The sequence below is a fragment of the Salinisphaera sp. T5B8 genome, assembly GCF_040361255.1.
Classification (GTDB): domain Bacteria; phylum Pseudomonadota; class Gammaproteobacteria; order Nevskiales; family Salinisphaeraceae; genus Salinisphaera.
In genome coordinates this window covers 61,139-83,685 of record NZ_APNG01000019.1, presented here as the reverse complement: position 1 = coordinate 83,685, position 22,547 = coordinate 61,139, and the positions used below count along the sequence as shown (strand labels likewise).

Annotated in this window: 22 protein-coding genes; 6 read left to right on the top strand and 16 right to left on the bottom strand. The window is 60.6% G+C overall.

All coding sequences use genetic code 11. The features are described from left to right. Positions 1-43: 43 nt before the first annotated feature. The 8 genes from T5B8_RS15895 to aceE all read right to left on the bottom strand — a co-directional run bounded on the left by T5B8_RS15895 (position 44) and on the right by aceE (position 8,789). Positions 44-748, bottom strand: coding sequence for a HipA domain-containing protein (locus T5B8_RS15895; protein WP_353180309.1), 705 nt, complete (start codon positions 746-748; stop codon positions 44-46). 45 nt (positions 749-793) lie between these two features. Beyond that, positions 794-1,063, bottom strand: coding sequence for a HigA family addiction module antitoxin (locus T5B8_RS15890; protein ID WP_353180307.1), 270 nt, complete (start codon positions 1,061-1,063; stop codon positions 794-796). A gap of 147 nt (positions 1,064-1,210) precedes the next feature. Beyond that, on the bottom strand, positions 1,211-1,465 hold the full coding sequence (locus T5B8_RS15885) for a hypothetical protein (protein WP_353180305.1): 255 nt from the start codon (positions 1,463-1,465) through the stop codon (positions 1,211-1,213). Positions 1,466-1,615: 150 nt separating this feature from the next. Continuing rightward, positions 1,616-3,508, bottom strand: a complete 1,893-nt coding sequence (gene lpdA, locus T5B8_RS15880; RefSeq protein WP_353180303.1) for a dihydrolipoyl dehydrogenase — start codon at positions 3,506-3,508, stop codon at positions 1,616-1,618. Positions 3,509-3,568: 60 nt separating this feature from the next. After that, the gene (locus T5B8_RS15875) at positions 3,569-3,889 is read right to left on the bottom strand and encodes a type II toxin-antitoxin system RelE/ParE family toxin (RefSeq protein ID WP_353180301.1); all 321 of its coding nucleotides are present in this window, start codon (positions 3,887-3,889) and stop codon (positions 3,569-3,571) included. Beyond that, positions 3,879-4,133 (bottom strand): addiction module protein, encoded by a 255-nt coding sequence (locus T5B8_RS15870; RefSeq protein ID WP_353180300.1) that lies wholly within the window; start codon positions 4,131-4,133, stop codon positions 3,879-3,881. Before T5B8_RS15870 ends, T5B8_RS15875 begins: the two co-directional genes overlap by 11 nt. 69 nt (positions 4,134-4,202) lie before the next feature. Further along, positions 4,203-6,017, bottom strand: a complete 1,815-nt coding sequence (aceF, locus tag T5B8_RS15865; RefSeq protein ID WP_353180298.1) for a dihydrolipoyllysine-residue acetyltransferase — start codon at positions 6,015-6,017, stop codon at positions 4,203-4,205. Positions 6,018-6,098: 81 nt separating this feature from the next. Then, a complete protein-coding gene (gene aceE / locus T5B8_RS15860; RefSeq protein WP_353180296.1) occupies positions 6,099-8,789 on the bottom strand; it encodes a pyruvate dehydrogenase (acetyl-transferring), homodimeric type in 2,691 nt (896 codons plus the stop codon). Positions 8,790-8,930: 141 nt separating this feature from the next. On the opposite strand from aceE, the gene T5B8_RS15855 reads away from it, so the two are divergent. Together T5B8_RS15855 and T5B8_RS15850 are read left to right on the top strand one after the other, a co-directional pair. Continuing rightward, entirely contained in the window at positions 8,931-9,938 is a 1,008-nt protein-coding gene (locus tag T5B8_RS15855; protein ID WP_353180294.1) for an amidoligase family protein, read from the top strand. 8 nt (positions 9,939-9,946) lie between these two features. After that, a complete protein-coding gene (locus T5B8_RS15850) occupies positions 9,947-10,618 on the top strand; it encodes a gamma-glutamyl-gamma-aminobutyrate hydrolase family protein (RefSeq protein WP_353180292.1) in 672 nt (223 codons plus the stop codon). Positions 10,619-10,732: 114 nt separating this feature from the next. Here the strand turns inward: T5B8_RS15850 and T5B8_RS15845 are convergent, their stop codons facing one another. Both T5B8_RS15845 and T5B8_RS15840 read right to left on the bottom strand, forming a co-directional pair. Next, positions 10,733-10,939 carry a CsbD family protein gene (locus T5B8_RS15845; RefSeq protein WP_353180291.1) on the bottom strand — a complete coding sequence of 69 codons (207 nt, stop codon included), beginning with the start codon at positions 10,937-10,939 and terminating at the stop codon, positions 10,733-10,735. 75 nt (positions 10,940-11,014) lie between these two features. Further along, entirely contained in the window at positions 11,015-11,875 is an 861-nt protein-coding gene (locus T5B8_RS15840; RefSeq protein ID WP_353180289.1) for a formate/nitrite transporter family protein, read from the bottom strand. A 129-nt stretch (positions 11,876-12,004) separates the two neighbouring features. Here T5B8_RS15840 and T5B8_RS15835 point away from each other — a divergent pair, with 129 nt between their 5' ends. Next, on the top strand, positions 12,005-12,772 hold the full coding sequence (locus T5B8_RS15835) for a glutaminyl-peptide cyclotransferase (RefSeq protein ID WP_353180287.1): 768 nt from the start codon (positions 12,005-12,007) through the stop codon (positions 12,770-12,772). A 6-nt stretch (positions 12,773-12,778) separates the two neighbouring features. Here the strand turns inward: T5B8_RS15835 and T5B8_RS15830 are convergent, their stop codons facing one another. From T5B8_RS15830 to rpmH, 6 genes are all read right to left on the bottom strand, one after another. Next, on the bottom strand, positions 12,779-13,180 hold the full coding sequence (locus tag T5B8_RS15830) for an ectoine synthase (RefSeq protein ID WP_353180286.1): 402 nt from the start codon (positions 13,178-13,180) through the stop codon (positions 12,779-12,781). A gap of 88 nt (positions 13,181-13,268) precedes the next feature. Beyond that, positions 13,269-14,885, bottom strand: coding sequence for an FMN-binding glutamate synthase family protein (locus T5B8_RS15825; protein WP_353180284.1), 1,617 nt, complete (start codon positions 14,883-14,885; stop codon positions 13,269-13,271). A 37-nt stretch (positions 14,886-14,922) separates the two neighbouring features. Beyond that, positions 14,923-16,281 carry a tRNA uridine-5-carboxymethylaminomethyl(34) synthesis GTPase MnmE gene (mnmE, locus tag T5B8_RS15820; protein ID WP_353180282.1) on the bottom strand — a complete coding sequence of 453 codons (1,359 nt, stop codon included), beginning with the start codon at positions 16,279-16,281 and terminating at the stop codon, positions 14,923-14,925. 10 nt (positions 16,282-16,291) lie between these two features. Continuing rightward, on the bottom strand, positions 16,292-18,040 hold the full coding sequence (gene yidC, locus T5B8_RS15815; RefSeq protein WP_353180280.1) for a membrane protein insertase YidC: 1,749 nt from the start codon (positions 18,038-18,040) through the stop codon (positions 16,292-16,294). 62 nt (positions 18,041-18,102) lie between these two features. Continuing rightward, complete coding sequence (rnpA, locus tag T5B8_RS15810) at positions 18,103-18,450, bottom strand: ribonuclease P protein component (protein WP_353180279.1); 348 nt, start codon at positions 18,448-18,450, stop codon at positions 18,103-18,105. A gap of 10 nt (positions 18,451-18,460) precedes the next feature. Then, on the bottom strand, positions 18,461-18,595 hold the full coding sequence (gene rpmH / locus T5B8_RS15805) for a 50S ribosomal protein L34 (RefSeq protein ID WP_006914433.1): 135 nt from the start codon (positions 18,593-18,595) through the stop codon (positions 18,461-18,463). Positions 18,596-18,772: 177 nt separating this feature from the next. Here rpmH and dnaA point away from each other — a divergent pair, with 177 nt between their 5' ends. The 3 genes from dnaA (at position 18,773) to recF (ending at position 22,527) form a co-directional block, all read left to right on the top strand. Beyond that, entirely contained in the window at positions 18,773-20,086 is a 1,314-nt protein-coding gene (dnaA, locus tag T5B8_RS15800) for a chromosomal replication initiator protein DnaA (RefSeq protein WP_353180313.1), read from the top strand. A gap of 251 nt (positions 20,087-20,337) precedes the next feature. Continuing rightward, the gene (gene dnaN / locus T5B8_RS15795) at positions 20,338-21,438 is read left to right on the top strand and encodes a DNA polymerase III subunit beta (RefSeq protein WP_353180277.1); all 1,101 of its coding nucleotides are present in this window, start codon (positions 20,338-20,340) and stop codon (positions 21,436-21,438) included. 15 nt (positions 21,439-21,453) lie between these two features. Further along, entirely contained in the window at positions 21,454-22,527 is a 1,074-nt protein-coding gene (gene recF / locus T5B8_RS15790) for a DNA replication/repair protein RecF (RefSeq protein ID WP_353180275.1), read from the top strand. Positions 22,528-22,547 lie beyond the last annotated feature (20 nt).

Here is a 22,547-nt window from a genome sequence, read left to right as displayed (position 1 = left end):
TTACGCCAGCGTTAGGATCGCGAATTTACAGAAAGGGTGTTGCTTATTCAAGAAAGATGCCACCCTTGCCACGCTCAGCGTACCAAGCGACACGCCATTGCTCTTCAGTAAGCCACTGACGTAGTTTCGAGTCAGTATGCTCTCTTCCCAGCGATGACGCGTGATCGAATGTAGGAGCTATATGATGCGAAGTTTCCTTCGCTGGTAGGGTCTGACGAAGTAGCGCCCAGTTCTCATGGTGTCGATCGGTATTCAAAATCAAAGCATCAAGGAGGACATATCCACCTAAGTTTAAGAATGCCTCTTCCCGTGCTCCATCGTCCCGGCCTATGGCGTTCCCGATCGCGTTCAAAATGTTTTTAAGAGTGTGCTCCTGCTGCCCCCTTACTAATTGACTGTCGTAATTTTGGAGTAGTCCCGACAGCAAATCATTGCCATGAACAAGCTCTACCCCATCGTCCGCCAACCTCTCAAATCTCCGTGACAGACTACCGAAGCACCCATTGAACTCCGCTAGTTCAACTTCAGCATGAGGTAATTGAAGCTTTCCGGCAATTTCTGCGGCGACTTTCTCTGCCCAATGCTCCCCAGTAGATCGATCATCATTTGTACGGGTATATTTAAATAGCCACGGGTGGCGGTCCCCTGGAATCTCGATCCAAAACTTGTTTTTTGACCCCATAGGCTCATCATCTATTATCCATTCCGAATGGACAGCCGTTATGGGAAAATTTTTTTCTTGTCTCACGATTCTAGTCAGTCGGCACCCGGCACCCTGGGACAGTATACTTATCTATGCTGACCAGGCGACTTGGGCTCGATGTACTTCTTCCAGATCATAATCGGCCTGTAAACCCATCCAGAATTTTTCGCTCGTCCCAAAATACCATGCCAACCGTACCGCGGTATCCGCGCTGATCGCGCGCTTTCCCAGCACGATCTCGTTGATACGACGCGGCGGTACGTCAATCGCTCGGGCCAGACGGTTTTGGCTCAGTTCCATCGGCTTGAGAAACTCCTCAAGGAGAATTTCGCCGGGGTGAATGTTTGCTATTTCGGTCATCGGTGCACCCGCTAGTGGTAGTCGACGATCTAAACCGGGGCGGCAGCCCGACAGTCATGGCATACAAAAAAGACCCGCCGTTGCTAATGGTCCAACCGATATGCTGCTCGGCGTGCGAGAGTCTGCGCTGCTGCCTCAAACATTAAGCTAGCTGTCGCGCGGTTTCCTTGAGCGATTCGCCCAGATGATGTAGGCCAACAGGAGCAATGGAACGAGGTAGATGATCAGCATCACCGTATCTTGAAGGGCTATCACAAACACTGCATCGACGTTAGCCAAGCTAAGGCCCGCTGCTCCGGCATGAAACGCCTGTAGGAGGATTCTCAAAACATTGAGCGTAAATACGACGAGTACAGCGATAAGCGTTTTGATGATGGTCGGGAAGAAGCGCGCTACGCTCATTGCACATTTAAAACCGATTGGCTCATATCGAACCTTTGGGTACGACGAAACTTATATTAGCGCAACCGGCCGTACAGAAGACGAAGACCGACAGGCATAAAAAGGCCGGCACAGCGGCCGGCCTTTCCGAATGTTCCACAGGGAACAACGTCACTTTTTCTTCGGAATATACAAATCCGTCAGCGTCCCGGCTTCGGCCTCGGCGGCCATGCCGACCGTTTCGGCGAGCGTCGGGTGCGGGTGGATGGTCAGGCCGATGTCGTCGGCATTCGCGCCCATTTCGATGGCGAGACAGGTTTCGGCGATGAGGTCGCCGGCGCCCGAACCCACCGCACCGGCACCGATGATGCGCCCATCCGAGCCGAACAGCAGCTTGGTGTTGCCGTCGGTGGCGTCCAGGCCGATGGCCCGGCCGTTGGCGGCCCAGGGGAAGGCGCCCTTGGTGTATTCGATGCCGTCTTTTTTGGCCTGGGTTTCGGTGACGCCTGTCCAGGCGACTTCCGGGTCGGTATAGACGACGGAGGGGATGACCTTGGCGTCAAACGCAGATTTCTCGCCGGCGCAGCATTCGGCGGCGACCTTGCCCTGGTGCGTGGCACGGTGGGCGAGCTGGGGTTCGCCGGAGACGTCGCCGATGGCGAAGATGTTGTCGACGTTGGTGCGGCATTGCTTGTCGATGGCGATGAAGCCGCGGTCGTCGACCTTTACGCCGGCGGCATCCGCGCCGATCTTGGCGCCGTTGGGCTTACGGCCAATGGCGACCAGTACGCGGTCGTAGTCCTTGGACTTGGGCGCATCGTCGCCTTCGAAGCTCGCCGTGAGCTTGTCGCCGGCTTCCAGGCCCGTGACCTTGGTGGACACCCAGATATTGCCGCAGCGCTTTTTCATGCGCTTGGTGAGCGGCTTGATGAGGTCCTTGTCGGCGCCGGGGATGAGACTGTCGGTCATTTCGACCACGTCAACATCGGTGCCGTGGGCGGCATAGACGTTGGCGATTTCGCAGCCGATGATGCCGCCGCCGACGACCAGCAGCGAGCCGGGGATTTCGTCGGGAGAGAGGGCTTCTTCCGAGGTCCAGATGCGCTCGTCCTCGGGCCAGCCGGGCAGCATGACCGGCTCGGAGCCGACGGCGATGATAGCGTTGTTGAAGGTGATCTGGTCGGTATCGTCGTTGCCCTCGACCTTCAGCGTGTGGGCACCGGCGAAGGTGCCGGTGCCGTTAACGATATTCACCTTGCGCTTGGAGGCCATGGACTTGAGGCCGCCGGTGAGCTGGTCGATGACGGACTGCTTGTAGTCGAGCAGCTTGGGCAGATCGATCTCGGGCTTGCCGAAGGTAACGCCGTGGTTGGCCATATTGGCGGCGTCTTCAATCACCTTGGCTGAGTGCAGCAACGCCTTGGACGGGATACAGCCGACGTTGAGGCACACACCGCCCAGCACGCTGTGGCGCTCGACCAGAGTGACGTTGAGGCCCATGTCGGCCGCACGGAAAGCGGCGGTGTAGCCGCCGGGGCCGGAGCCGAGCACCAGCACGTCGCAATCGTAGTCGTGATCGCCGCCGGCGGGCTTTTTGGCCTTGTCTTTCGACTGATTGGCGTCGGACGACTGTTTCTTGTCGGCCGATTTGTCCTTGGACGCGGACTGCTTATCGGATTTTGAAGACGATTTCTTGTCGTCGGACTTGTCGGATTTGGCCGACTTGGCGTCCTCGTCCTTGTCGTCGTCGCTTTCGGATTCTGCGTTGCTGTCATCCGCCTCAGCGTCGTCCGAATCGTCGTCGCCTTCATCGTCGCCACCATCTTCGTCGGCGGCGTCGATGAGCGCGATCACGTCACCTTCGGAGACGGTATCGCCTTCCGAGACTTTCAGTTCAGTGATCTTGCCGGCGACCGTGGACGGCACTTCGAGGGTGGCCTTGTCGGATTCCAGCGTAATGAGCGGCTGTTCTTCCTCGACCGTGTCGCCCTCGGCGACGAGCACTTCGATGATCTCGACGGAGTCGAAATCGCCGATGTCGGGGACTTTTATTTCTTGTGCCATCGTCTTACCTACCTTTGAACCGCCCTGTGGGCAGCTGCCAATTTCGATTGTCGGTTCGTCTCAAGCCGAGACGGAACCGCTGTGTTCATCTGACGACCGGTTGCGCCAGTAGCCACTTCTGCGCTTTTGATGCGCGATTGCCAGTACGAAGAGTCCGTGCTGGCCATGCTGATAAATCACCGAGTGCGGAAACTGCTGAAGCGACAGCTGGCGCATTCTTTCACCCGCCGGTTTACCGAGGCCCGGGTTTTCGATCAAACGCTCAAACGTCGCGTAAATGGCGCGGGCAAACCGCTCGCCAAGCCCGGGTTGTCGAGACTCGTAGAAATCAACCTGCGCCACAAACTCGTCTTCAGCGCCCGGATGAAGCTTAACGTTCACGATCCAGGCGCTGACGCAGCCGCTGCATCACGTCTTCGAGCGGCACCGCCTCTACGGTGCCTTTTTCAAGCTCTGCTAGCCTCCGTTCAGCGACCGCGACCCATTCGGCTTCGATCTCGGCCGCGGTTGCGCTGGATTCGTCACCGCGATCAAAGTCGGCCAAGAGGTGCTTGAACACACGCTCCTTATCGGCTCTGCTAAGCCCCTCGATATCGTGCTCGATTTGCTCTACCGACCGCGCCATTACGCACTCCTGCCTCGAAAGCGTTCTCTAATCTATAGCATTCCGCTGGCATTCCGCCGGTTTGCCGACCTATAGCAGAAGCGTTCGCAGATCCGACAACTTCTCGCTAATAAAGCCGGTAATCCGTGCCGCCTTGGCCCCGTCGATCACGCGGTGATCGTAGGAGAACGACAGCGGCAGGATCAGCCGCGGTACGAACTCGGACCCGTTCCAGACCGGCTGCCAGCTGTGCTTGGACACGCCCAGAATGCCGACTTCCGGCGAGTTCACGATGGGCGTGAAGGCCGTACCGCCGACGCCGCCGAGACTGGAGATCGAGAAACAGGCGCCTTTCATGTCGTCGCCCTTGATCTTGCCTTCGCGGGCACGCGACGACACGTCGTCGAGGTCTCGGGCGATGTCGTAGATGCCTTTCTTGTCGACATCCTTGATCACCGGCATGAGCAGGCCGTTGGGTGTATCCACCGCGACGGCGATGTTCACGTACTTCTTGTGCACCAGCGACTCGCCGTCGGCCGTGAGCGAGCTGTTGAGGTCCGGGAAGGCCTTGAGCGCGGCCGCCGAGGCCTTGAGCAGGAAGGCCAGCGGCGTGAGCTTGACGCCCTCGGCCTTGGCTTTTTCCTTGTTCGCCTGGCGGAATTCTTCCAGATCGGTGATATCGGCGTTGTCGAACTGGGTGACATGCGGAATGAGCAGCCAGTTCTTGTGGACGGCCTTGGCCGAGATCTTGCGGATACGCTCGAGCTCGACCGTTTCGACTTCGCCGAACTGGCTGAAGTCGATATCCGGCTGGGCGGGCACGCCGCCGCCACCGCCGGCCGGGGCCGCGGCTGACGCGCCGCTCTGGCTCTGCGACAGGGCCTGCTTCACATAGGACTGGACGTCCTCGAAGGTGATCCGGCCCTTACGGCCCGAGCCTTCCACGCGGCCGAGATCGGCGCCGAGTTCACGCGCATATTTGCGCACGCTGGGCGAGGCGTGGGCCTTGCCGAAGCGTTCTTCGTCGACCTTGTCGAGCTTGGAGGAATCGCCGCTGTCCTTGGGCATCTGCTTGTTCGATGCCGGCTCTTTCTTCGACGACTTGTCTTCGGCCTTTTTCTTGTCGGCCTTGTCGTCTTTCTTGTCCGACTTCTTATCCTTCTTGGCGCGGTCGTCGTCGCCGGATTGCTTGCTCGACGCCTTGTCCTGCTTGGACGACTTCTTCTTGTCGCCGCCGGACTTGCCGCCTGCGCCTTGCAGCAGGGCGATCACGTCGCCTTCGGAGACGGTATCGCCTTCCGAAACCTTCATTTCGGTGATCTTGCCGGCCGCGGACGAGGGCACTTCCAGCGTGGCCTTGTCGGATTCCAGCGTAATGAGCGGCTGTTCTTCCTCGACCTCATCGCCCTCGGAGACCAGCACTTCGATGACTTCGACCGAGTCGAAATCGCCGATATCGGGGACTTTCACCTCGATGGTCTGACCGCCGACGTCTTCATCGTCGGCATCGTCTTCTTCGCCGTCGTCCTCGTCATCCTCGTCGGCGTCTTCGCTGTCGTCGTCATCCGCCTCCGAGTCGTCCTCTTCGGCATCAGCTTCGTCGCTCTTGCCTTCGTCGGAGGCGTCGTCCTCGCCCTCGTCATCCGAGTCGTCGTCGTCGCCTTCTTCAGCGGCTTCCACGAGCGCGATCACGTCGCCTTCGGAGACGGTATCGCCTTCCGAAACCTTCATTTCGGTGATCTTGCCGGCAATGGTGGAAGGCACCTCGAGGGTCGCCTTGTCGGATTCGAGGGTGATGATCGGCTGTTCCTGCTCGATCGTGTCGCCCTTGGATACCAGTACCTCGATGACTTCGACCGAGTCGAAGTCGCCGATATCCGGGACCTTGATTTCCTGCGCCGCCATAAAGCGTTTCCTTGGCTGCTCGCGCAGCGGCTCGCCGCTGCGCCGTGTCTATCGTTGCTGCCTACCCGGCCGTGAAACCGATCAGTGCGTGATCGGCTCCGGCTTGTCGGGGTCGATGCCGTACTTGCGGATGGCTTCGCCAACGACCTTGCGTTCGATCTTGCCTTCGTCGGCCAGGGCCTTGAGGGCACAGACGGTGATCCAGCGCCGGTCCACCTCGAAGAACTCGCGCAGCGCTTCGCGCGTATCCGAGCGGCCATACCCGTCGGTGCCAAGCGTGTGATACGCGACCGGCAAATAGGGGCGGATCATTTCCGGCAGGCCGCGGACATAGTCGGTGGCGGCGATGGCCGGGCCCTTGGCATCGGCGAACTTCTTCGCCACGAAGCTCTGCTTCGGCTCTTCCTCCGGATGCAGCATGTTCCAGCGCTCCACGGAGGCGCCGTCACGCTTGAGCTGGGTGAAGCTCGGCGCACTCCAGACCGTGGTGCCCACCTCGAACTCGTTTTCGAGCATTTCGGCTGCGGCAATCACTTCGTTGAGAATGGTGCCGGAACCGAGCAGATTGACCTGCAGGTTCTTGTCGGCGCCCGACTGCGAGAACTGGTACATGCCGGCGATGATGTCGTCTTCCACGCCTTCCGGCATCGGCGGATGCGCGTAGTTTTCGTTCATCATCGTGAGGTAGTAGTAGACGTCGCGCTGTTCTTCGAACATCTCTACCAGCCCGCGATGCATGATCACGGCCATCTCGTAGGAGAAGGTCGGATCATACGCACGGCAGTTGGGCACGCAGTCGAACAGCACATGCGAATGGCCGTCTTGATGCTGCAGGCCTTCGCCGTTGATGGTGGTACGCCCGGCGGTACCGCCCAGCAGGAACCCGCGGGCACGCATGTCGCCGGCCGCCCAGCAGAAGTCGCCCACGCGCTGGAAGCCGAACATCGAATAGAAGGCATAGAACGGGATCATCGTCTTGCCGTGATTCGAGTAGGCCGTGGCCGCCGCGATGAACGACGACATGGCGCCGGCTTCGGTAATGCCTTCCTCGAGGATCTGACCCTTGACCGATTCCTTGTAGAAAGCGAGCTGGTCCGAATCCTCGGGCACGAACAGCTGGCCCACCGGCGAGTAGATGCCCAGGCTGCGGAACATGCCTTCCATGCCGAAGGTACGCGCCTCGTCCGGAATGATCGGGACGATGCGGTCCTTGATGTTCTTGTCGCGGGTGAGGATCTGCAGGATGCGCGTGAACACCATGGTGGTGGCCATTTCGCGATCGCCGGAGCCTTGCAGCAGCTTATCGAAGGCTTCGAGCTTGGGAATCTCGAGCGCATCGCCCTGCTTGCGTCGCTGCGGCAGATAACCGCCGAGTTCCTTGCGACGCGCCTGGAGATACTTCATCTCCTCGGAGTCTTCGTCCGGCTTGTAGAAGGGCGCATCGGCGATCTTGTCGTCGTCGACCGGAATTTCGAAGCGATCGCGGAATTCCTTGAGCGCGTCCTCGCCCATCTTCTTCTGCTGATGGGTGATGTTCTGGCCTTCGCCGGCCTCGCCCATGCCATAACCCTTGACCGTCTTGGCCAGGATCACGGTCGGGCGCCCGTTCTTCTGGTTCACCGCTGCGTGATAAGCGGCAAACACCTTGTGCGGGTCGTGGCCGCCGCGGTTGAGGCGGCGGATGTCCTCGTCGGACATGGAGGCGACCATTTCCTTGAGCTCCGGATACTTGCCGAAGAAGTTCTCGCGGGTGTAGTCGCCGCCGTTGGCCTTGAAGGCCTGGTATTCACCGTCGACGGTTTCGTTCATCAGCTCGATGAGCTTGCCGTCGTGATCCTGGGCGAGCAGACCGTCCCAGAGTGCACCCCAGATGACCTTGATCACGTTCCAGCCGGCGCCGCGGAAGGCGCCTTCGAGTTCGTTGATGATCTTGGAGTCGCCGCGTACCGGGCCGTCCAGGCGCTGCAGGTTGCAGTTGACCACGAAAATCAGGTTGTCCAGGCCTTCGCGGGCGGCGATATCGATGGCGCCCATGGATTCGGGCTCGTCCATTTCGCCGTCGCCGCAGAAGCACCACACGTGGCGGCCTTCGTTGTCCTGTACGCCGCGGTTCTGCATGTAGCGCATGAAGCGCGCCTGGTAGATCGCGTTGATCGGGCCGATACCCATCGACACGGTCGCGAACTGCCAGTAATCCGGCATCAACCAGGCATGCGGATAGCTCGACAGACCCTTGCCGGTGGATTCGGCACGGAAGTTGTAGAGCTGATCTTCGTTGATGCGCCCTTCGAGATAGGAACGCGCATAAATCCCCGGCGCGGAATGGCCCTGGATATAAACCAGATCGCCGCCGTGATCTTCACTGGGCGCATGCCAGAAGTGGTTGAAGCCCACTTCATAGAGCGTGGCCGCCGAGGCATAGCTGGCGATATGCCCGCCCACGCCTTCGTGGTGGCGATTGGCCTGTACGACCATGGCCATCGCGTTCCAGCGGATAATCGAACGAATCCGCCACTCGATGGCGGGATCGCCCGGCGAGCGCTCTTCCAGATGCGGCGGAATGGTATTGATATAGGCCGTATTCGGCGAATACGGAATATACGCGCCCGATCGGCGCGAACGCTCGATGAGCATTTCCAGCAGGTAGTGAGCCCGTTCGGGCCCTTCGATCTCGATGACGGCATCGAGCGCGTCACGCCACTCGGCGGATTCTTGCGGATCGACGTCTTCGACGTCGTCGGCGTGCTCGGGGTGCGGGCTCGCCTGGGCCATAAGGCGCTCCTTGAAACAGGTCGGTTGAATACTGTCTGCAAGCGATACTACGCCCGCATTTCGAGGCTAGACAACTGGCCGCGGCCACGCGTGAGTGGCATGCTTGGCCCCTATCTCGATTATGTTGCGTTGCACTATACAATGACCACTACCGACGCCGCTGCGGCCAAGGCCCCGTTGCGCCTGCCATCACGCCGCCATACGGTATCGAACGGTGAGCGTCGTGTCGGCGTGGAACTTGAATTTACCGGGCTTTCGATCGAGCGCATCGGCGAAATCGTGCGGCATGCGCTGGGCGGCGAAATCCGCCCGCATAGCGCGTATGAATATACCGTTGCGAACACGCCGCTGGGCGATTTCGCCATCGAACTCGACTATGCCTTTCTCAAGGAACGTGGCCGGCGCGAAAGCCAGCCCGGACTGCTCGACGAGATCGAGCGCGTTTCCGAAGATGTGCTGGGCGCGGTGGCCAAACGCGTGGTGCCTTTCGAAATCGTCGGCCCGCCGATTCCCATTAGCGAACTGCATGCGGTCAACCCGCTCATCGCGGCCCTGCGTGAAGCAGGCGCGCGCGGCACCAGCCAATCGGCGATCTACGCCTTCGGGCTACATTTGAACCCGGAACTGCCGGATCTGGAAACCGACACGTTGCTGGGCTACATCCGCGCGTTCGCGGTCGCCTTCGACTGGCTCAAGCGGGTCAGCGAAATCGATATCAGCCGGCGCGTATTTCCGTATATCCAGCCGTATACCAAGGCGTATGTCCGAAAGGTATGCGACCCGGCGTATGCGCCCACGCGGGATCAGCTCATCGATGATTACCTGGCCGAAAACGCCAGCCGCAACCGGGCGCTGGACATGCTGCCCGTATTCGCCCATCTCGACGAGGCGCGCGTACGCGCGGCCGTATCCGATGGCCTGATCAAGGCCCGGCCGACGCTGCATTACCGACTGCCCAACTGCGAAATCGAGCAACCCGGCTGGGATCTGCACCCGGCCTGGAATCACTGGCTGGTGATCGAGGAGCTCGCGGCCGAGCCCGAGCGGCTCAACGAAATCTGTCGTGACTACTGCGAAGCGCTCGACCGGCCCTTCGGCGACTGGTTCGGCCGCTGGAGCCATGTGTTCGAACAATACCTGCAGCGCTGAACGCCCGCATGGCGCGCGTTCGTCCGATCATCGCCGTCACCGGCAAGGCCAGCCGCTGGGCGCCGGGCTGGTGGGCTGCATGGCTTGCCATCGCCCTGGCCGGCGGGCGGGCGGTGCGGGCGACGCCGCGCCATGCCATGCCGGCGCCTATCGACGGTCTGCTGATCGGCGGCGGTGACGATATCGCCACCGACCTCTACGGCGCGAGCGCGGCCTACGACAATACGGCCGACCGTGCCCGCGACGCCTTCGAACTGACCGCGATCAAGCAAGCGCTGGCGCAAAACAAGCCCATACTCGGCATCTGCCGTGGCGCCCAGCTGATCAATGTAGCCGCGGGCGGCACGCTGTATAGCGATATCAGTTCGTTGCGGCGCTCGACATCGAATCGCGTGAATATCTTTGCGTGCAAGCCGGTTGCCATCAAACGCAGGAGTCGGCTGGCCACGATTTTTGGCCGGTTACGGCTGCGTGTGAACAGCCTGCACCATCAAGCGGTACTCACCCTGGGCGAGGGCATCGGCGCCACCGCACGCGATGCTGACGGCTTCGTGCAGGCAATCGAGGCAAGAACGCAGGGCTTTGTCATCGGTGTGCAGTGGCACCCGGAATATCTGTGCTACCAGAGCTCGCAGCGTCGGCTTTTTCGTGCCCTGGTTGCTGCCTGTCGGGGCGACTGATCGGGCCAGCAGACGACGCGACTATCACGTGACGTTCAACTGCGCTTTGGTTCACTCGGTCGCGCGATAAAAAAAAGCCGCCCGAGCGGGCGGCTTTTTCCTCATGCCATGACGCTAGAGATATTTGTGCTCGAATTCCTTGAGCATCTCTTCGGCCTTTTCCTTGGTTTCGCCGTACTTTTCCTGGATCTTACCCAGCATGTTCTGGCGTTTACCCTTGGTTTCTTCGACCTCGTCGTCGGTCAGACGCCCGAAATGCTCGCGAGCCTTGCCCTTGACGCGATCCCAGCGGCCTTCCCATTTGTCGTCGGATTCTGCCATGACAGATTTTCCGTTTGAGTGGTGATCTGACTATACCGTATTGGAAAAACTTTGCCAGCCAACGCTGATAGCGTTTCAGTCGCCGCGATCGACATCGCTGTCGTCGCGGTCGGAATCGCTATAAGCGACCTGGGCATAGTTGACCGCCGCCACCATGGCCACGCCGCCCAGTACGTTGCCGAGAATGGTGGGCACGAAGAAAACGCTGAAGAACTCCATCACCCCGTGCCCGCCGGTAAACACCCCGTAAAGGGCCGCGACCGAGCCGGCGATGATGTGCGGGAAATGGGCCAGGCCGATGACATAGGTCACGAGAATGATCACCGCCACGCGCGCCGTTTCGGCAAACGGCATCAGCCAGAGCATGAGCGCGACCAGCCACCCGGCGAAGATGGCGCGTACGAACATGGTGGCAAAACCGTTTTCGTACTCCTTGGCGGCGATCGATGCCAGGGCCCCGTTGATCTTGGGGTCGAGCACATCGAAGTGCGACATCATGAAGGCGAATATCGCGGTACCGACGATATTGGCGATCAATACCACGATCCAGAGATTGAACGTACGCAAGACGGTAGAAATACGCCGTACGCGCAAGACCTCGAGTACCGGCGTCAACGTATTCTCGGTAAACAGCTGCTGGCGCCCGAGGATGACGAACAGAAAACCGATGGAATAGCCGAAACTGGCGATGATCGGCCGCCAGGCGGATTCCGGCGTGTAGCTGTAAAGCAGCGCCTGGGCGATGAAGGAAAACCCCATGGACAGCCCGGCAGCCAGGCCAGAGAAAGCCAAGCCCGGCAACGGCCGGGTGAGTTCGGATTCGGCCTCGCGGCGGATCGCTTCATAGACCACCGCCGCGCTCGGCGCTTCGCGTCGGCGCGCATCCCGTTTCTGGCTGGAATCGAGATCATGTTCTGTATGTTGCTGTTCGGCCATACTTGGCGTGTTCCGTAGCGGTGATGATCGATGATGATATGCGCTAGCCTGCAACGACGCAGTCGAGACGGTTTCGCACGATTGAATTGTGCGCCATATCATCGAGGGTTGCGCCGCTTTTTTTCGCTTGTGGCCGCGGCGTTACTGCTGTTGGGTTCCTGCGCCTGTGCCGAGCAACCCACCCCCCTTGCACAGATCACCGGCGAGCTGCCGCACGACGAATCTGCCTTTACCCAGGGCCTGCTCTACTACGACGGCGCACTGTTCGAGACCACCGGCAAGCGCGGCCATTCGCGCCTGCGACGGGTGGATCCGACCAGCGGTGAAATCACCCGCCAGATACAGCTGCCGCAGCGCTATTTCGGGGAAGGGCTGGCCCGTGTCGGCAATCGGCTGTTCTGGCTGACCTGGCAGGCACAGCAGGCGTTCGTATTCGATATCGACACGTTCGAGCGCGTGGGCACACGCACCTACGAAGGCGAGGGCTGGGGGCTGACCTACGACGGCGCCCATCTGATCATGAGCGACGGCAGCGCCACCCTGCGTGTGCTCGACCCGGCCGATTTTTGCGTGGTCCGCCGTATCGCCGTACACGACGGCGATCACGCCATCGACAAGCTCAACGAGCTGGAATATATCGACGGCGAGATCTGGGCCAATATCTGGTATTCGGACCGTATCGCGCGTATCGACCCGGCCACGGGGGCCGTACGGGCCTGGCTTGATGCCCGCAATCTACGCACGGCCCTTGGCGAGCGGGGCGCGAACGCGAACGTGCTCAACGGCATCGCCTGGGATGGCGAGCACAGGCGGATCTATCTCACCGGCAAGTACTGGCCGAGGCTGTTCAGCGTGGCCGCACCGGCCGACATCGCGCAGACCGCGAGCCCGCGATAGGGCCGCTTAGCGCTGCAGCACGCTGCCGTCGTCATCCAGCAACGCATAGCTGCCCTGTTCGTCGTGGTCTTCCGGGCCGACCAGCGACGGCGAAAAACAGCACAGCACGGTCATGCCTTTTTCGCTGGAGAGAATATGCTGCTGGTGCTTGTCCAGCGCATAGAGCACGCCTGGCTTGAGGTCCCATTTGCCGCCTTCGGTGAGATCCTCGATCTGGCCTTCGCCTTCGATACAGATCACCGTTTCCTTGTGGTTCTTGTACCACATATGCAGCGCGCAACCCGGCTTCACATAGGTTTCGTGAAACGAATGCCCCATGCCGTCGGCGCGCAGCGTATAGCGGCGGCTGATGAATTTGTCTTCGTCGACGGCGTTGTTCTTGGCGTCTTCGTGATCTCTTACGATCATGGGCTTGCTCCTGTGTGTCGATACCAATGCGTGACTTGGCGCGCACGGTAACGATGTCGAGCCTTGCGCGAATCCGGCCGATTACGGACTAAAAGGCCTGCGCACTGGCCCGCGCCCAGGCGCCGGCATAGGCTTCGGGCAGGTCGCCATTGAGGAACGCGCCGCTTTTGACCACCGGATGCACCTCGGCAAAGGTGCACGCCGGCCCATGCTCGGGGCGATGAAAGATCAGCCCGCGCCCGAGTTGTTCCGGGGAATCGCAGCCCATGGCGCCCGTGATATCGAGAAACGAGCGAATGGTGGCGTCGTGGAAGTTACGCACCGCCAGCGACTTACCCAGTACGTCGATCGCCGCCGAGCGGCGCGGGTTCTGGGTCGCCACACCCGTGGGGCAGGTATCGGTATGACAGCGACGCGCCTGGATACACCCCACCGAAAACATGAATGGCCGCGCGGCATTGCACATATCCGCACCGAGCGCGATCTTGACCACCATATCGAAACCCATCACCACCTTGCCGCTGGCAATCACACGGATTTCGTCGCGCAGGCCAATTCCGCGCAGGCAGTTGTCGACAAACGGCAACGCCTCGTTGATATAGGTGCCCAGCGAATCCTGAAACTCGGTGGGCGCGGCCCCGGTACCGCCCTCGGCGCCATCAACGGTGATGAAATCCGGATAGATGCCGGTTTCGATCATCGCCTTGCAGATGCCCATGAATTCGTCCTGGCGCCCCAGACACAGCTTGAAGCCCACCGGTTTGCCATGGGTGAGCTGGCGTAACCGGTCGACGAACGCGAGCAGGCCCCGCGGCGTATCGAATTCCGGGTGTGACGCTGGCGAGGCACAGTCCTCGCCGACCTCGATCTCGCGTACCCGGGCAATCTCTTCGGTGACCTTCGAGCCCGGCAACAGGCCGCCATGACCGGGCTTGGCGCCCTGCGAGATCTTGATTTCGATCATCTTGACCTGATCGGTATTGGCTTTTTTCGCGAATTCGTCGGCATCGAAACGGCCTTCTTTCGTGCGGCAGCCGAAATAGGCCGAGGCGATTTCCCAGATCAGGTCTCCGCCGTGTTCGCGGTGATAGTCGCTGATCGCGCCCTCGCCGGTGTCCTGGGCGAAATTGCCGAGCTTCGCGCCGCGATTCATCGCGGCCACGGCATTGCCCGACAGCGAGCCGAAGCTCATCGCCGAAATATTCAGGCGCGAGGAATCGTAGGGCTGGCGGCACTGCGAGCCGCCGATGATCAGGCGGGCATGGCGCTCATCGACGTCCTTGGGCGCCATCGAATGCTGGGCGAAATTGAACCCGGCATCCTCGAAGTCACGCATGGTGCCGAACGGGGCGGTATCCGGCGCGCCGGCGCTGCGCTTGTAGACGATTTCGCGCTGTTCGCGATTGAACGGCCGGCCGCTGGTTTCAGACTCGAAGAAGTACTGGCGCAACTCCGGACGCATGAATTCGAGCATGTAGCGCAAATGGCCGATGACCGGAAAGTTGCGCAATACGTTGTGGCGCGAACGCAGATCCAGTGCACCCACGACCACCAGCGCTGCCAGCACGAGCGAGGCCCATAACCCAGGTGGCCACCACAGCGCGAGCACGATACCCAGCACAGCGGTCAACACAACGAAGCCGAAATAAATGAGTCTCGGGTAACCGAACATCCACACACCTGATTGCCACCGTGCATGCAGCATGCATCGCCGATCGCGGCGACTCAATAAGCACGGTTACCTACTTGCCGATACAGAAGCTCGAAAAGATCGCACCGAGCAGGTCGTCGCTGGTGAACGTGCCGGTAATTTCGCCCAGAGCGTGCTGTGCGAGGCGCAGTTCCTCGGCCAGCAGTTCTCCTGCCGCATCGACCACAAGCCGTTCGCGGCCGGTTTCCAGGGCGTTGGCAGCGCGTGCCAGCGCATCCAGATGTCGACGCCGTGCAACGAAGGCAGGGGTCGTGTCGGCGTTTAGTCCGGCGGCCTGTTTCAGATGGGCGGCCAGCGCATCGAAGCCGGCGCCGGTGGTTGCGCACACGCCGATCCAGTCGCCGTCGAACCCGGCTCTGAGGCCGGCTTCGCCACCGCTGAGGTCGATCTTGTTCGCGATGACCGTCACCGGGCAGCGCGCATCGATCTCGGTCAGCACCGCCTGCTCGTCGCGCCCCAGGCCGTGGCGGTCGTCGATGACCAGCAGCACCCGATCGGCATGCTGGATTTCGGCCTTCGCGCGGCGTACGCCCTCGGCCTCGATCGGGTCATCGGTTTCGCGCAGGCCGGCCGTATCCACGAGTGTGAGCGGCAGACCATCGATAGAGAGTTGTTCGTGCAGGACATCGCGGGTGGTGCCGGCGATATCGGTCACGATCGCCGTATCCCGGCGCGCGAGCCGATTGAGCAGGCTGGATTTGCCGACGTTGGGCGAGCCGAGGATGACCAGACGCAGGCCTTCGCGCAGGCTCGCGCCCTGCGCCGCCTGGGCGCGCAGGCGCGCCAGGCGTTCGGTGATCGTATTCAGGCGCCGCTCGATTTCGCCGTCGCCGAGAAAGTCGACATCATCCTCGTCGGGGAAATCGATCGCGCCTTCGGTATACACACGCAGCGCGATGAGCGCTTCGACCAGCGTATCGATCTCGCGCGAGAACACGCCCTCGAGGGAGCGCATGGCCGCACGCGCGGCCGCGCTGCTGCCGGCCTCGATGGTATCGGCGATGGCTTCGGCCTGATCGAGGCTGAGCTTGTCGTTGAGAAAGGCCCGCCGCGAGAACTCGCCCGGCTCGGCCAGACGTACGCCCAGCTCGAGCAGGCGCGCGAGCAGCATATCGACCAGCACGGGACTGCCGTGGCCTTGCAGCTCGAGCACATGCTCGCCTGTAAACGAGGCCGGGGCAGCAAAATAGAGCGCTACACCGCGGTCGATGGCCAGGCCATCGGCATCGACAAAGGCGCAAACCCGCGCCTGTCGCGGGCGGGGCAGGCCGCCGATCAACGCCTCGGCCACGGCGGGCACGCGCGGCCCGGAAATACGCACCACGGCCACACCCGCACGGCCCGCACCACTGGCCAGCGCGGCGATGGTGTCGCCGGGCACGCCGGTCACAGGTTATCGATTAGCTGTTGGCGGCCTTGTGGCCCAGGCCTTCGGCGTCGAGCTTGCGGTAGATGTACCACTGCTGGCCGATCGACAGCATGTTGTTGGTACACCAGTACAGCACCAGACCCGCCGGGAAGAAGGCAAAGAACACGGCCAGGCCCACCGGCATGATCTGCATGATGCGCTGCTGCATCGGGTCCATGGTCACGTTCGCAGTCAGCTTTTGCTGCAGGAACATGGTCAGCCCGAAGATCACCGGCAGAATGTAGTAGGGGTCCGGCGCCGACAGGTCCTGAATCCACAGCATGAACGGCGCATGCCGCAGCTCCACGGATTCACGCAGCACCCAGTACAGCGAGATGAATACCGGCATCTGCACGAGCATCGGCCAGCAGCCGGCCAGCGGATTGAAGCCCTCTTTCTTGTAGAGCTCCATCATCTTGGCCTGCAGCTTCTGGCGGTCGTCGCCGTATTGCTCCTTGAGCTGCTGCATGCGCGGCGCGAACTTGCGCATGCGCGCCATGGCCCGGTACTGGGTTTCCGAAAGCTTGTAGAAGCACAGCTTGATCAAGAACGTCAGCAGGATGATCGCCACGCCCCAGTTGCCCACCAGAGCATGCAGGTGCTCGAGCACCCAGAAGATCGGCTTGGCGAGCACGGTCAGCCAGCCGTAGTCGACGGTCAGACCCAGGCCAGGGGCCACGGCGTCGAGCTGATCCTGGAGTTTCGGACCGATGAACAGGGTGGTTTCCAGCGTGGTCTGCGTGCCTGCGGCAATCGACTGCTGGGCGCCGATGAAGCCGGTCGCAAAACCGCCAGCAGCATTGGGCACGTCCTTGGGCTGGCCGAAGAAACGCACCTTGGCATCCTGCGGCGGAATGGCCGCACCGATGAAATAATGCTGGATCATGGCGACCCAGCCACCCTGCTGGGTCAGCTCGAGCGGGTTCTCGGCCAGGTCATCGTGGTTTTCGGTTTCGTAGCGATAGCTGTCGCCGCCATCCTTGCGGTCGTACCAACCGATACCGAAAAACGCCTGGGCGAAGGGCACGTCGCCGGTAATTTCGTAGGGGGCACGCCAGAACCGTACGTACTGGGACAGCTTCCAGTCGTCGCCGGCGTTGTTGACCACGTCGTGGCGCAAGCCAATGCGGTAGCTGTCGCGATAGAAGGTATAAACCTTGGTGACTTCGTGGCCGGCGTCGTTGGTCCAGGTCAGCGGCACCTCGATCGTATCCTGACCGTCGGCGAGCTTGTATTCCTTGCGCTCGGCGCGATACCGCGAGCGATGATCGGGCGCCTTGGCCCCGGCCGCCACGAGCCCGCTCTGGGCGATGAAGAAATTGGGCGCGCTATCGTTGATCAGGCGCAGGTTGGTATCCGGCTTTTCCGAAGATACCGGCACGCCACGCAGTTCCACCTTGCGTAGATCGCCGCCCCGGGTATCGATGATCACATCGAGCTTGTCGGTGACCACATGGACCTGGTCGCCCTGACTGACCACCGGTGCATTATCGGCGCCGCGCTGCTCGGCACTGGCCTGGCGGGCGCCCTGCTCGGGGCCGCCATCGTTTTCGGCCGTGGGCGCGGAATCCAGCGACGGCACGTCGTCATCCCCGGCCGCGTAATCCTGCTGGGCGCTGGTCTGATTACTTGCCGACGTGGCGTCGGCCTCGGTGGGCGCGTAGTCGTTCTGCCAGGCCTGATACAGGAAAAAGCAGATGACGGCGACAGCGCAGAGCAGTCCGAAGCGAATATTTTCCATGCGCGGTTAATGTCCTTCGGTTAACGGCTGCCACTCGACGGGCGGGCAAGCGATGCGCGCGATCATACGCGCTCGAGCTGGGGCCACAACGCGGCGAGTTGGTCGAACAGCACGGCGTTGCTCATGGTCGCGGTACGGCTACGCGCCAGCACCACGATATCGACCGTCGCCAGCCGATCACGATGCAAACGAAACGACTCGCGCAATACACGTTTGACCCGGTTACGGTCGACAGCGCGCGCAATGCGGCGCTTGGCCAGGGCCAGTCCGAGGCGGGCCTGATCGGCTGAACCTTCGGCGGCGATGACGACGAATCCCGGACTGACGAACTTGCGCCCATGTGCGAACACGGCGCGAAATTCTGCCGATTGCCTCAGGCGCGCAGTCGCGGGGAACGCTGCCTGCGGCACGGCTTTTTCCTTACGGCGTCAGGCGCTTGCGGCCCTTGGCACGACGGGCGGACAACACGGCACGACCGTTCTTGGTGGCCATGCGCGCACGAAAGCCGTGGGTGCGCTTGCGGTGCAGATTACTGGGCTGATAGGTACGTTTCATGACGATCTCGTTCTGGCGCCACACAGGGCGCACTTCACGCTAAAGAGCGCGGATTCTAGTCGCCTGCGCCCCCCTCTTGCAAGCATGAAAAATGCTGTGGATAACTTGTGGCCCGTACGCTAGGGTAAGGCGCCAGCGCTGGCTGATGCCACGCTTTTTTCGCTACGGAGTAACGCAATCTTGGCTGACACGCTCTGGCAACGTTGTCTGACGCACATCGAGGCGCGGCTGCCCGAAAAGGACATCAACCTCTGGCTGCGCCCCCTCGAAGCGGATTTTACCGATGAGGGTCTGGACCTGATGGCACCCAACGAGGTGGTGCGCGACCAGGTCGAACGCGAACTGCGTACCCCCATCGCCAATGCGCTCAACGATCTGGGCGCGGTGCCCAAACGCATACGCGTACTCGTGGGTGGGGGCCAGAAACCCCGCGCCACGACCAGCGAAGCCCCGGCGCCGGCACCCACCTCACGACACAATCTGGATAGCCGCTACACCTTCGAAAGCTTCGTTCAAGGCAAATCGAACCAGATCGCGCGCGCGGCCGCCGAGCAGGCCGCCAATCCGGACAACATGGCCTACAACCCGTTGCTTATCTACGGCGGTGTTGGCCTGGGCAAGACCCATTTGATGCAGAGCGTGGGTAATCGGCTACTCGACACCAACCCGCGCGCCAAGGTGGCCTATGTGCGTTCGGAACATTTCGTCAACGAAATGATCACCGCCATTCGCCATAACCGGATGGACCGGTTCAAGGCCCACTATCGCTCGCTGGATGCGCTGCTGATCGACGATATCCAGTTCTTCGCGAACAAGGATCGCTCCCAGGAGGAGTTCTTTCATACCTTCAACTCCCTGCTGGAATCCAATCAACGGATCGTAATCACCTGCGATCGGTTTCCCAAGGAAGTCGAAGGCCTGGAGGATCGGCTCAAGTCGCGTTTCTCGTGGGGGCTGTCGGTTGCGGTCGAACCGCCGGAACTGGAAACACGGGTGGCCATCCTGTTATCGAAGGCCGACTACCACGGCATTACCCTGCCGCAGGAGGTCGCCTTTTTCATCGCCAAGCGGGTGCGTTCGAACGTACGCGATCTGGAAGGCGCACTGCACCGACTCAAAGCCTCCGCCCAGATTACCGGCACCCCGATCACGGTCGACTTCGCCAAGCAGGCGCTCTACGACATGCTGGCGGTCTACGATCGTCTGGTCACGCTGGAGAACATTCAGCGCACGGTCGCCGAATATTACAAGATGCGACTGGCCGACCTGCTGGGCAAAAAACGCACACGCTCGGTCGCCCGTCCGCGCCAGATCGCCATGGCGCTTGCCAAGGAACTGACCAATCACAGCCTGCCGGAAATCGGCCAGGGCTTCGGTGGACGCGATCATACGACCGTTCTGCACGCCTGTCGCAAGGTCAAGGAACTACGCGAAACCGACGCCCGCATGGAAGAAGACTATGCGAACTTGAGCCGGATACTCACAACCTAACTGTGGATAAGCTGGGGGCGACATTATGTCAACGCGAAAACGCCTCGTCGGAGCAAAAACATGCCACATGTTATCCACATACCAGTCACAGCATGCCAGCACGCTTCGCAACAAGGTTGTCATTGTCGCAAGCAATTGATTTAAAAGAAATAAAAGACTTTCTTAACAGATTTTGACCACCGTAGTTACTACTACGACTAACTTTTTTAAGCCTTAAAAGACAACAAGGCTGACTGCTTCGGGAGACCGCCATGCAATTCACTGTGCAGCGCAAGGATTTGCTCACTGCCCTTCAGACCGTTATCGGCGTTGTCGAACGCCGTCAGACCATGCCGATCCTGTCGAACGTTCTGATCAAGGCAGAAAACGATCGCATCGTGATTACTGCAACGGATCTCGAGCTCGAACTGATTACCGATACACCCGCGGTCATCAGCCAACCCGGGGCAGCAGCTATTCCTGCACGCAAGTTGCTCGATATTTGTCGTGGTCTGCCCGACGACGCTGAGATAACGCTTGAGCACGATGGTCAGCAAACACGTGTTCAGTCCGGACGCTCTCGTTTCACGCTATCGACCATGGCAGCCCAGGATTGGCCCTATCTGGATGAAGTCGAAACCGGTCAGCAGATCGCAATTCCGGAACGCGTACTCAAGGGCCTACTCGATCGCACCCACTTCGCCATGGCGCATCAGGACGTACGCTATTACCTGAACGGTTTGTTATTGGCACTGCGCAACGACCGCGCACGTTGCGTGGCTACCGATGGCCATCGGCTCGCGTTGAGCGATACAGCACTCGATATCGAAATCGACGAACCAATCCAGGCGATCGTTCCGCGAAAGGCGATTACCGAACTTGTTCGATTGCTGGATACCAGCGAGGCGGAAATCACATTGCAACTGTCGACCAAGCATTTGCGTCTGCAATTGCCGGGCCTCGTATTCACGACCAAACTTATTGACGGCCGCTTCCCGGATTATGAGCGGGTGATTCCCGATCAGGCAGACAAGCAAATGCATGCCGATCGCGACACCATCCGGCAGGCACTCTCACGCACCGCAATTCTTTCGAACGAAAAATTCGGCGGTGTACGACTGGGTTTACAACAACATAGTCTTCGCTTGCAGGCCCAGAACGTTGAACGTGAAGAAGCCGAAGACGAAATACAGGTCACCTACGACAACGACCCGATCGAAATCGGGTTCAATGTCAATTACCTGCTCGAGGCACTCGGGGCCATGGATAGCGGTGAATTCACGCTGTCCTTATCCGGGCCTGATAGCAGCGGCCTACTACAGAGCGTAAACGACCCGGCTACACGGTATGTCGTGATGCCGATGCGGCTGTAGGCCGATCGGCACGGAATGCATCTAACGCGTTTACGCTTGCATGATTTTCGTTGTTTCGAGGCTGCGGAAATACAGCCTGAGCCAACAATCAACGTCATTACCGGTGACAATGCCTCGGGCAAAACAACCTTGCTCGAGGCGATCTATTTTTTAGGGCGCGGACAATCCTTTCGGCAATCCGGACCCCGCCCGGCGATTCGAGCGGGCGCGGATGCGTTCACTGTTACCGGGGAAATCGCTGTACCCGACGGACGCGCCCACCGTCTGGGCGTAAGCCGCGACAAGCGAGGTATTCGCTATCGCAAGGACGGCGAAGCCGATACGAGCCGTATCGATTTAATCAACACGCTCCCATTACAGATGGTCGACCCGAACGTCCATCGGCTGCTCGAACAGGGCCCACGTTATCGCCGTCATTTTCTGGACTGGGGTGTGTTTCACGTGGAACACGCGTTTTTTCCAGCATGGCGTCGTTTCCGGCGCGCACTGAAACAACGCAACCGCGCCCTCAAAGCAAGGCTCCCGAAGCCGGATATCATCGTCTGGGATGCGGAGCTGGTACGCGCGGCGGAAATCGTGGACGCCTCGCGCCGGGCTTATATCGACCACTTGTACGAAAACCTGCCAAGCCGCACGGCACGTTTACTCGGCAACGAACCAGTCATATTGGATTACGACTGCGGCTGGCGTGGTGATCACGGCTATGGCGCGGCCCTGGCAGCTGGACTCGATCAGGATCTACGGGCAGGGTTTACCCAACAGGGGCCACATCGCGCAGATTTGCGCGTCTCTATTGCAAGTGCGTCCGCACGGGATTGGGTTTCCCGCGGGCAACAGAAAATACTGACTACAGCAATGCTGCTTACGCAGGCGCAGCTGCTTTATGTTCGGCGCCATGTGCGGCCGGTATTGTTGATCGATGATATGGCCGCCGAATTGGGCAGGCGTTATCGTGAGGTGCTCGCCGAAGAAATCGCCGCCCTCGGCGGCCAGTGTTTTCTGACTTTTCTCGAGCCCGGCCTCGTACCCGAGGCCGTACGCGGCGGTGCCATGTTCCACGTGGAACATGGGGTAGTCACCCGCGGCTGATCGCGCCGGACATGCTAGAA

What these genes read in the sequence shown, in the direction of transcription:
- T5B8_RS15890 (WP_353180307.1), bottom strand. Translation starts at nt 1,063, where the DNA reads ATGACCGAAATAGCAAACATTCACCCCGGCGAAATTCTCCTTGAGGAG.
- T5B8_RS15885 (WP_353180305.1), bottom strand. Translation starts at nt 1,465, where the DNA reads ATGAGCGTAGCGCGCTTCTTCCCGACCATCATCAAAACGCTTATCGCT.
- lpdA (WP_353180303.1), bottom strand. Translation starts at nt 3,508, where the DNA reads ATGGCACAAGAAATAAAAGTCCCCGACATCGGCGATTTCGACTCCGTC.
- T5B8_RS15870 (WP_353180300.1), bottom strand. Translation starts at nt 4,133, where the DNA reads ATGGCGCGGTCGGTAGAGCAAATCGAGCACGATATCGAGGGGCTTAGC.
- aceF (WP_353180298.1), bottom strand. Translation starts at nt 6,017, where the DNA reads ATGGCGGCGCAGGAAATCAAGGTCCCGGATATCGGCGACTTCGACTCG.
- aceE (WP_353180296.1), bottom strand. Translation starts at nt 8,789, where the DNA reads ATGGCCCAGGCGAGCCCGCACCCCGAGCACGCCGACGACGTCGAAGAC.
- T5B8_RS15855 (WP_353180294.1), top strand. Translation starts at nt 8,931, where the DNA reads ATGACCACTACCGACGCCGCTGCGGCCAAGGCCCCGTTGCGCCTGCCA.
- T5B8_RS15850 (WP_353180292.1), top strand. Translation starts at nt 9,947, where the DNA reads ATGGCGCGCGTTCGTCCGATCATCGCCGTCACCGGCAAGGCCAGCCGC.
- T5B8_RS15845 (WP_353180291.1), bottom strand. Translation starts at nt 10,939, where the DNA reads ATGGCAGAATCCGACGACAAATGGGAAGGCCGCTGGGATCGCGTCAAG.
- T5B8_RS15840 (WP_353180289.1), bottom strand. Translation starts at nt 11,875, where the DNA reads ATGGCCGAACAGCAACATACAGAACATGATCTCGATTCCAGCCAGAAA.
- T5B8_RS15830 (WP_353180286.1), bottom strand. Translation starts at nt 13,180, where the DNA reads ATGATCGTAAGAGATCACGAAGACGCCAAGAACAACGCCGTCGACGAA.
- T5B8_RS15825 (WP_353180284.1), bottom strand. Translation starts at nt 14,885, where the DNA reads ATGCTGCATGCACGGTGGCAATCAGGTGTGTGGATGTTCGGTTACCCG.
- yidC (WP_353180280.1), bottom strand. Translation starts at nt 18,040, where the DNA reads ATGGAAAATATTCGCTTCGGACTGCTCTGCGCTGTCGCCGTCATCTGC.
- rpmH (WP_006914433.1), bottom strand. Translation starts at nt 18,595, where the DNA reads ATGAAACGTACCTATCAGCCCAGTAATCTGCACCGCAAGCGCACCCAC.
- dnaN (WP_353180277.1), top strand. Translation starts at nt 20,338, where the DNA reads ATGCAATTCACTGTGCAGCGCAAGGATTTGCTCACTGCCCTTCAGACC.
- recF (WP_353180275.1), top strand. Translation starts at nt 21,454, where the DNA reads ATGCATCTAACGCGTTTACGCTTGCATGATTTTCGTTGTTTCGAGGCT.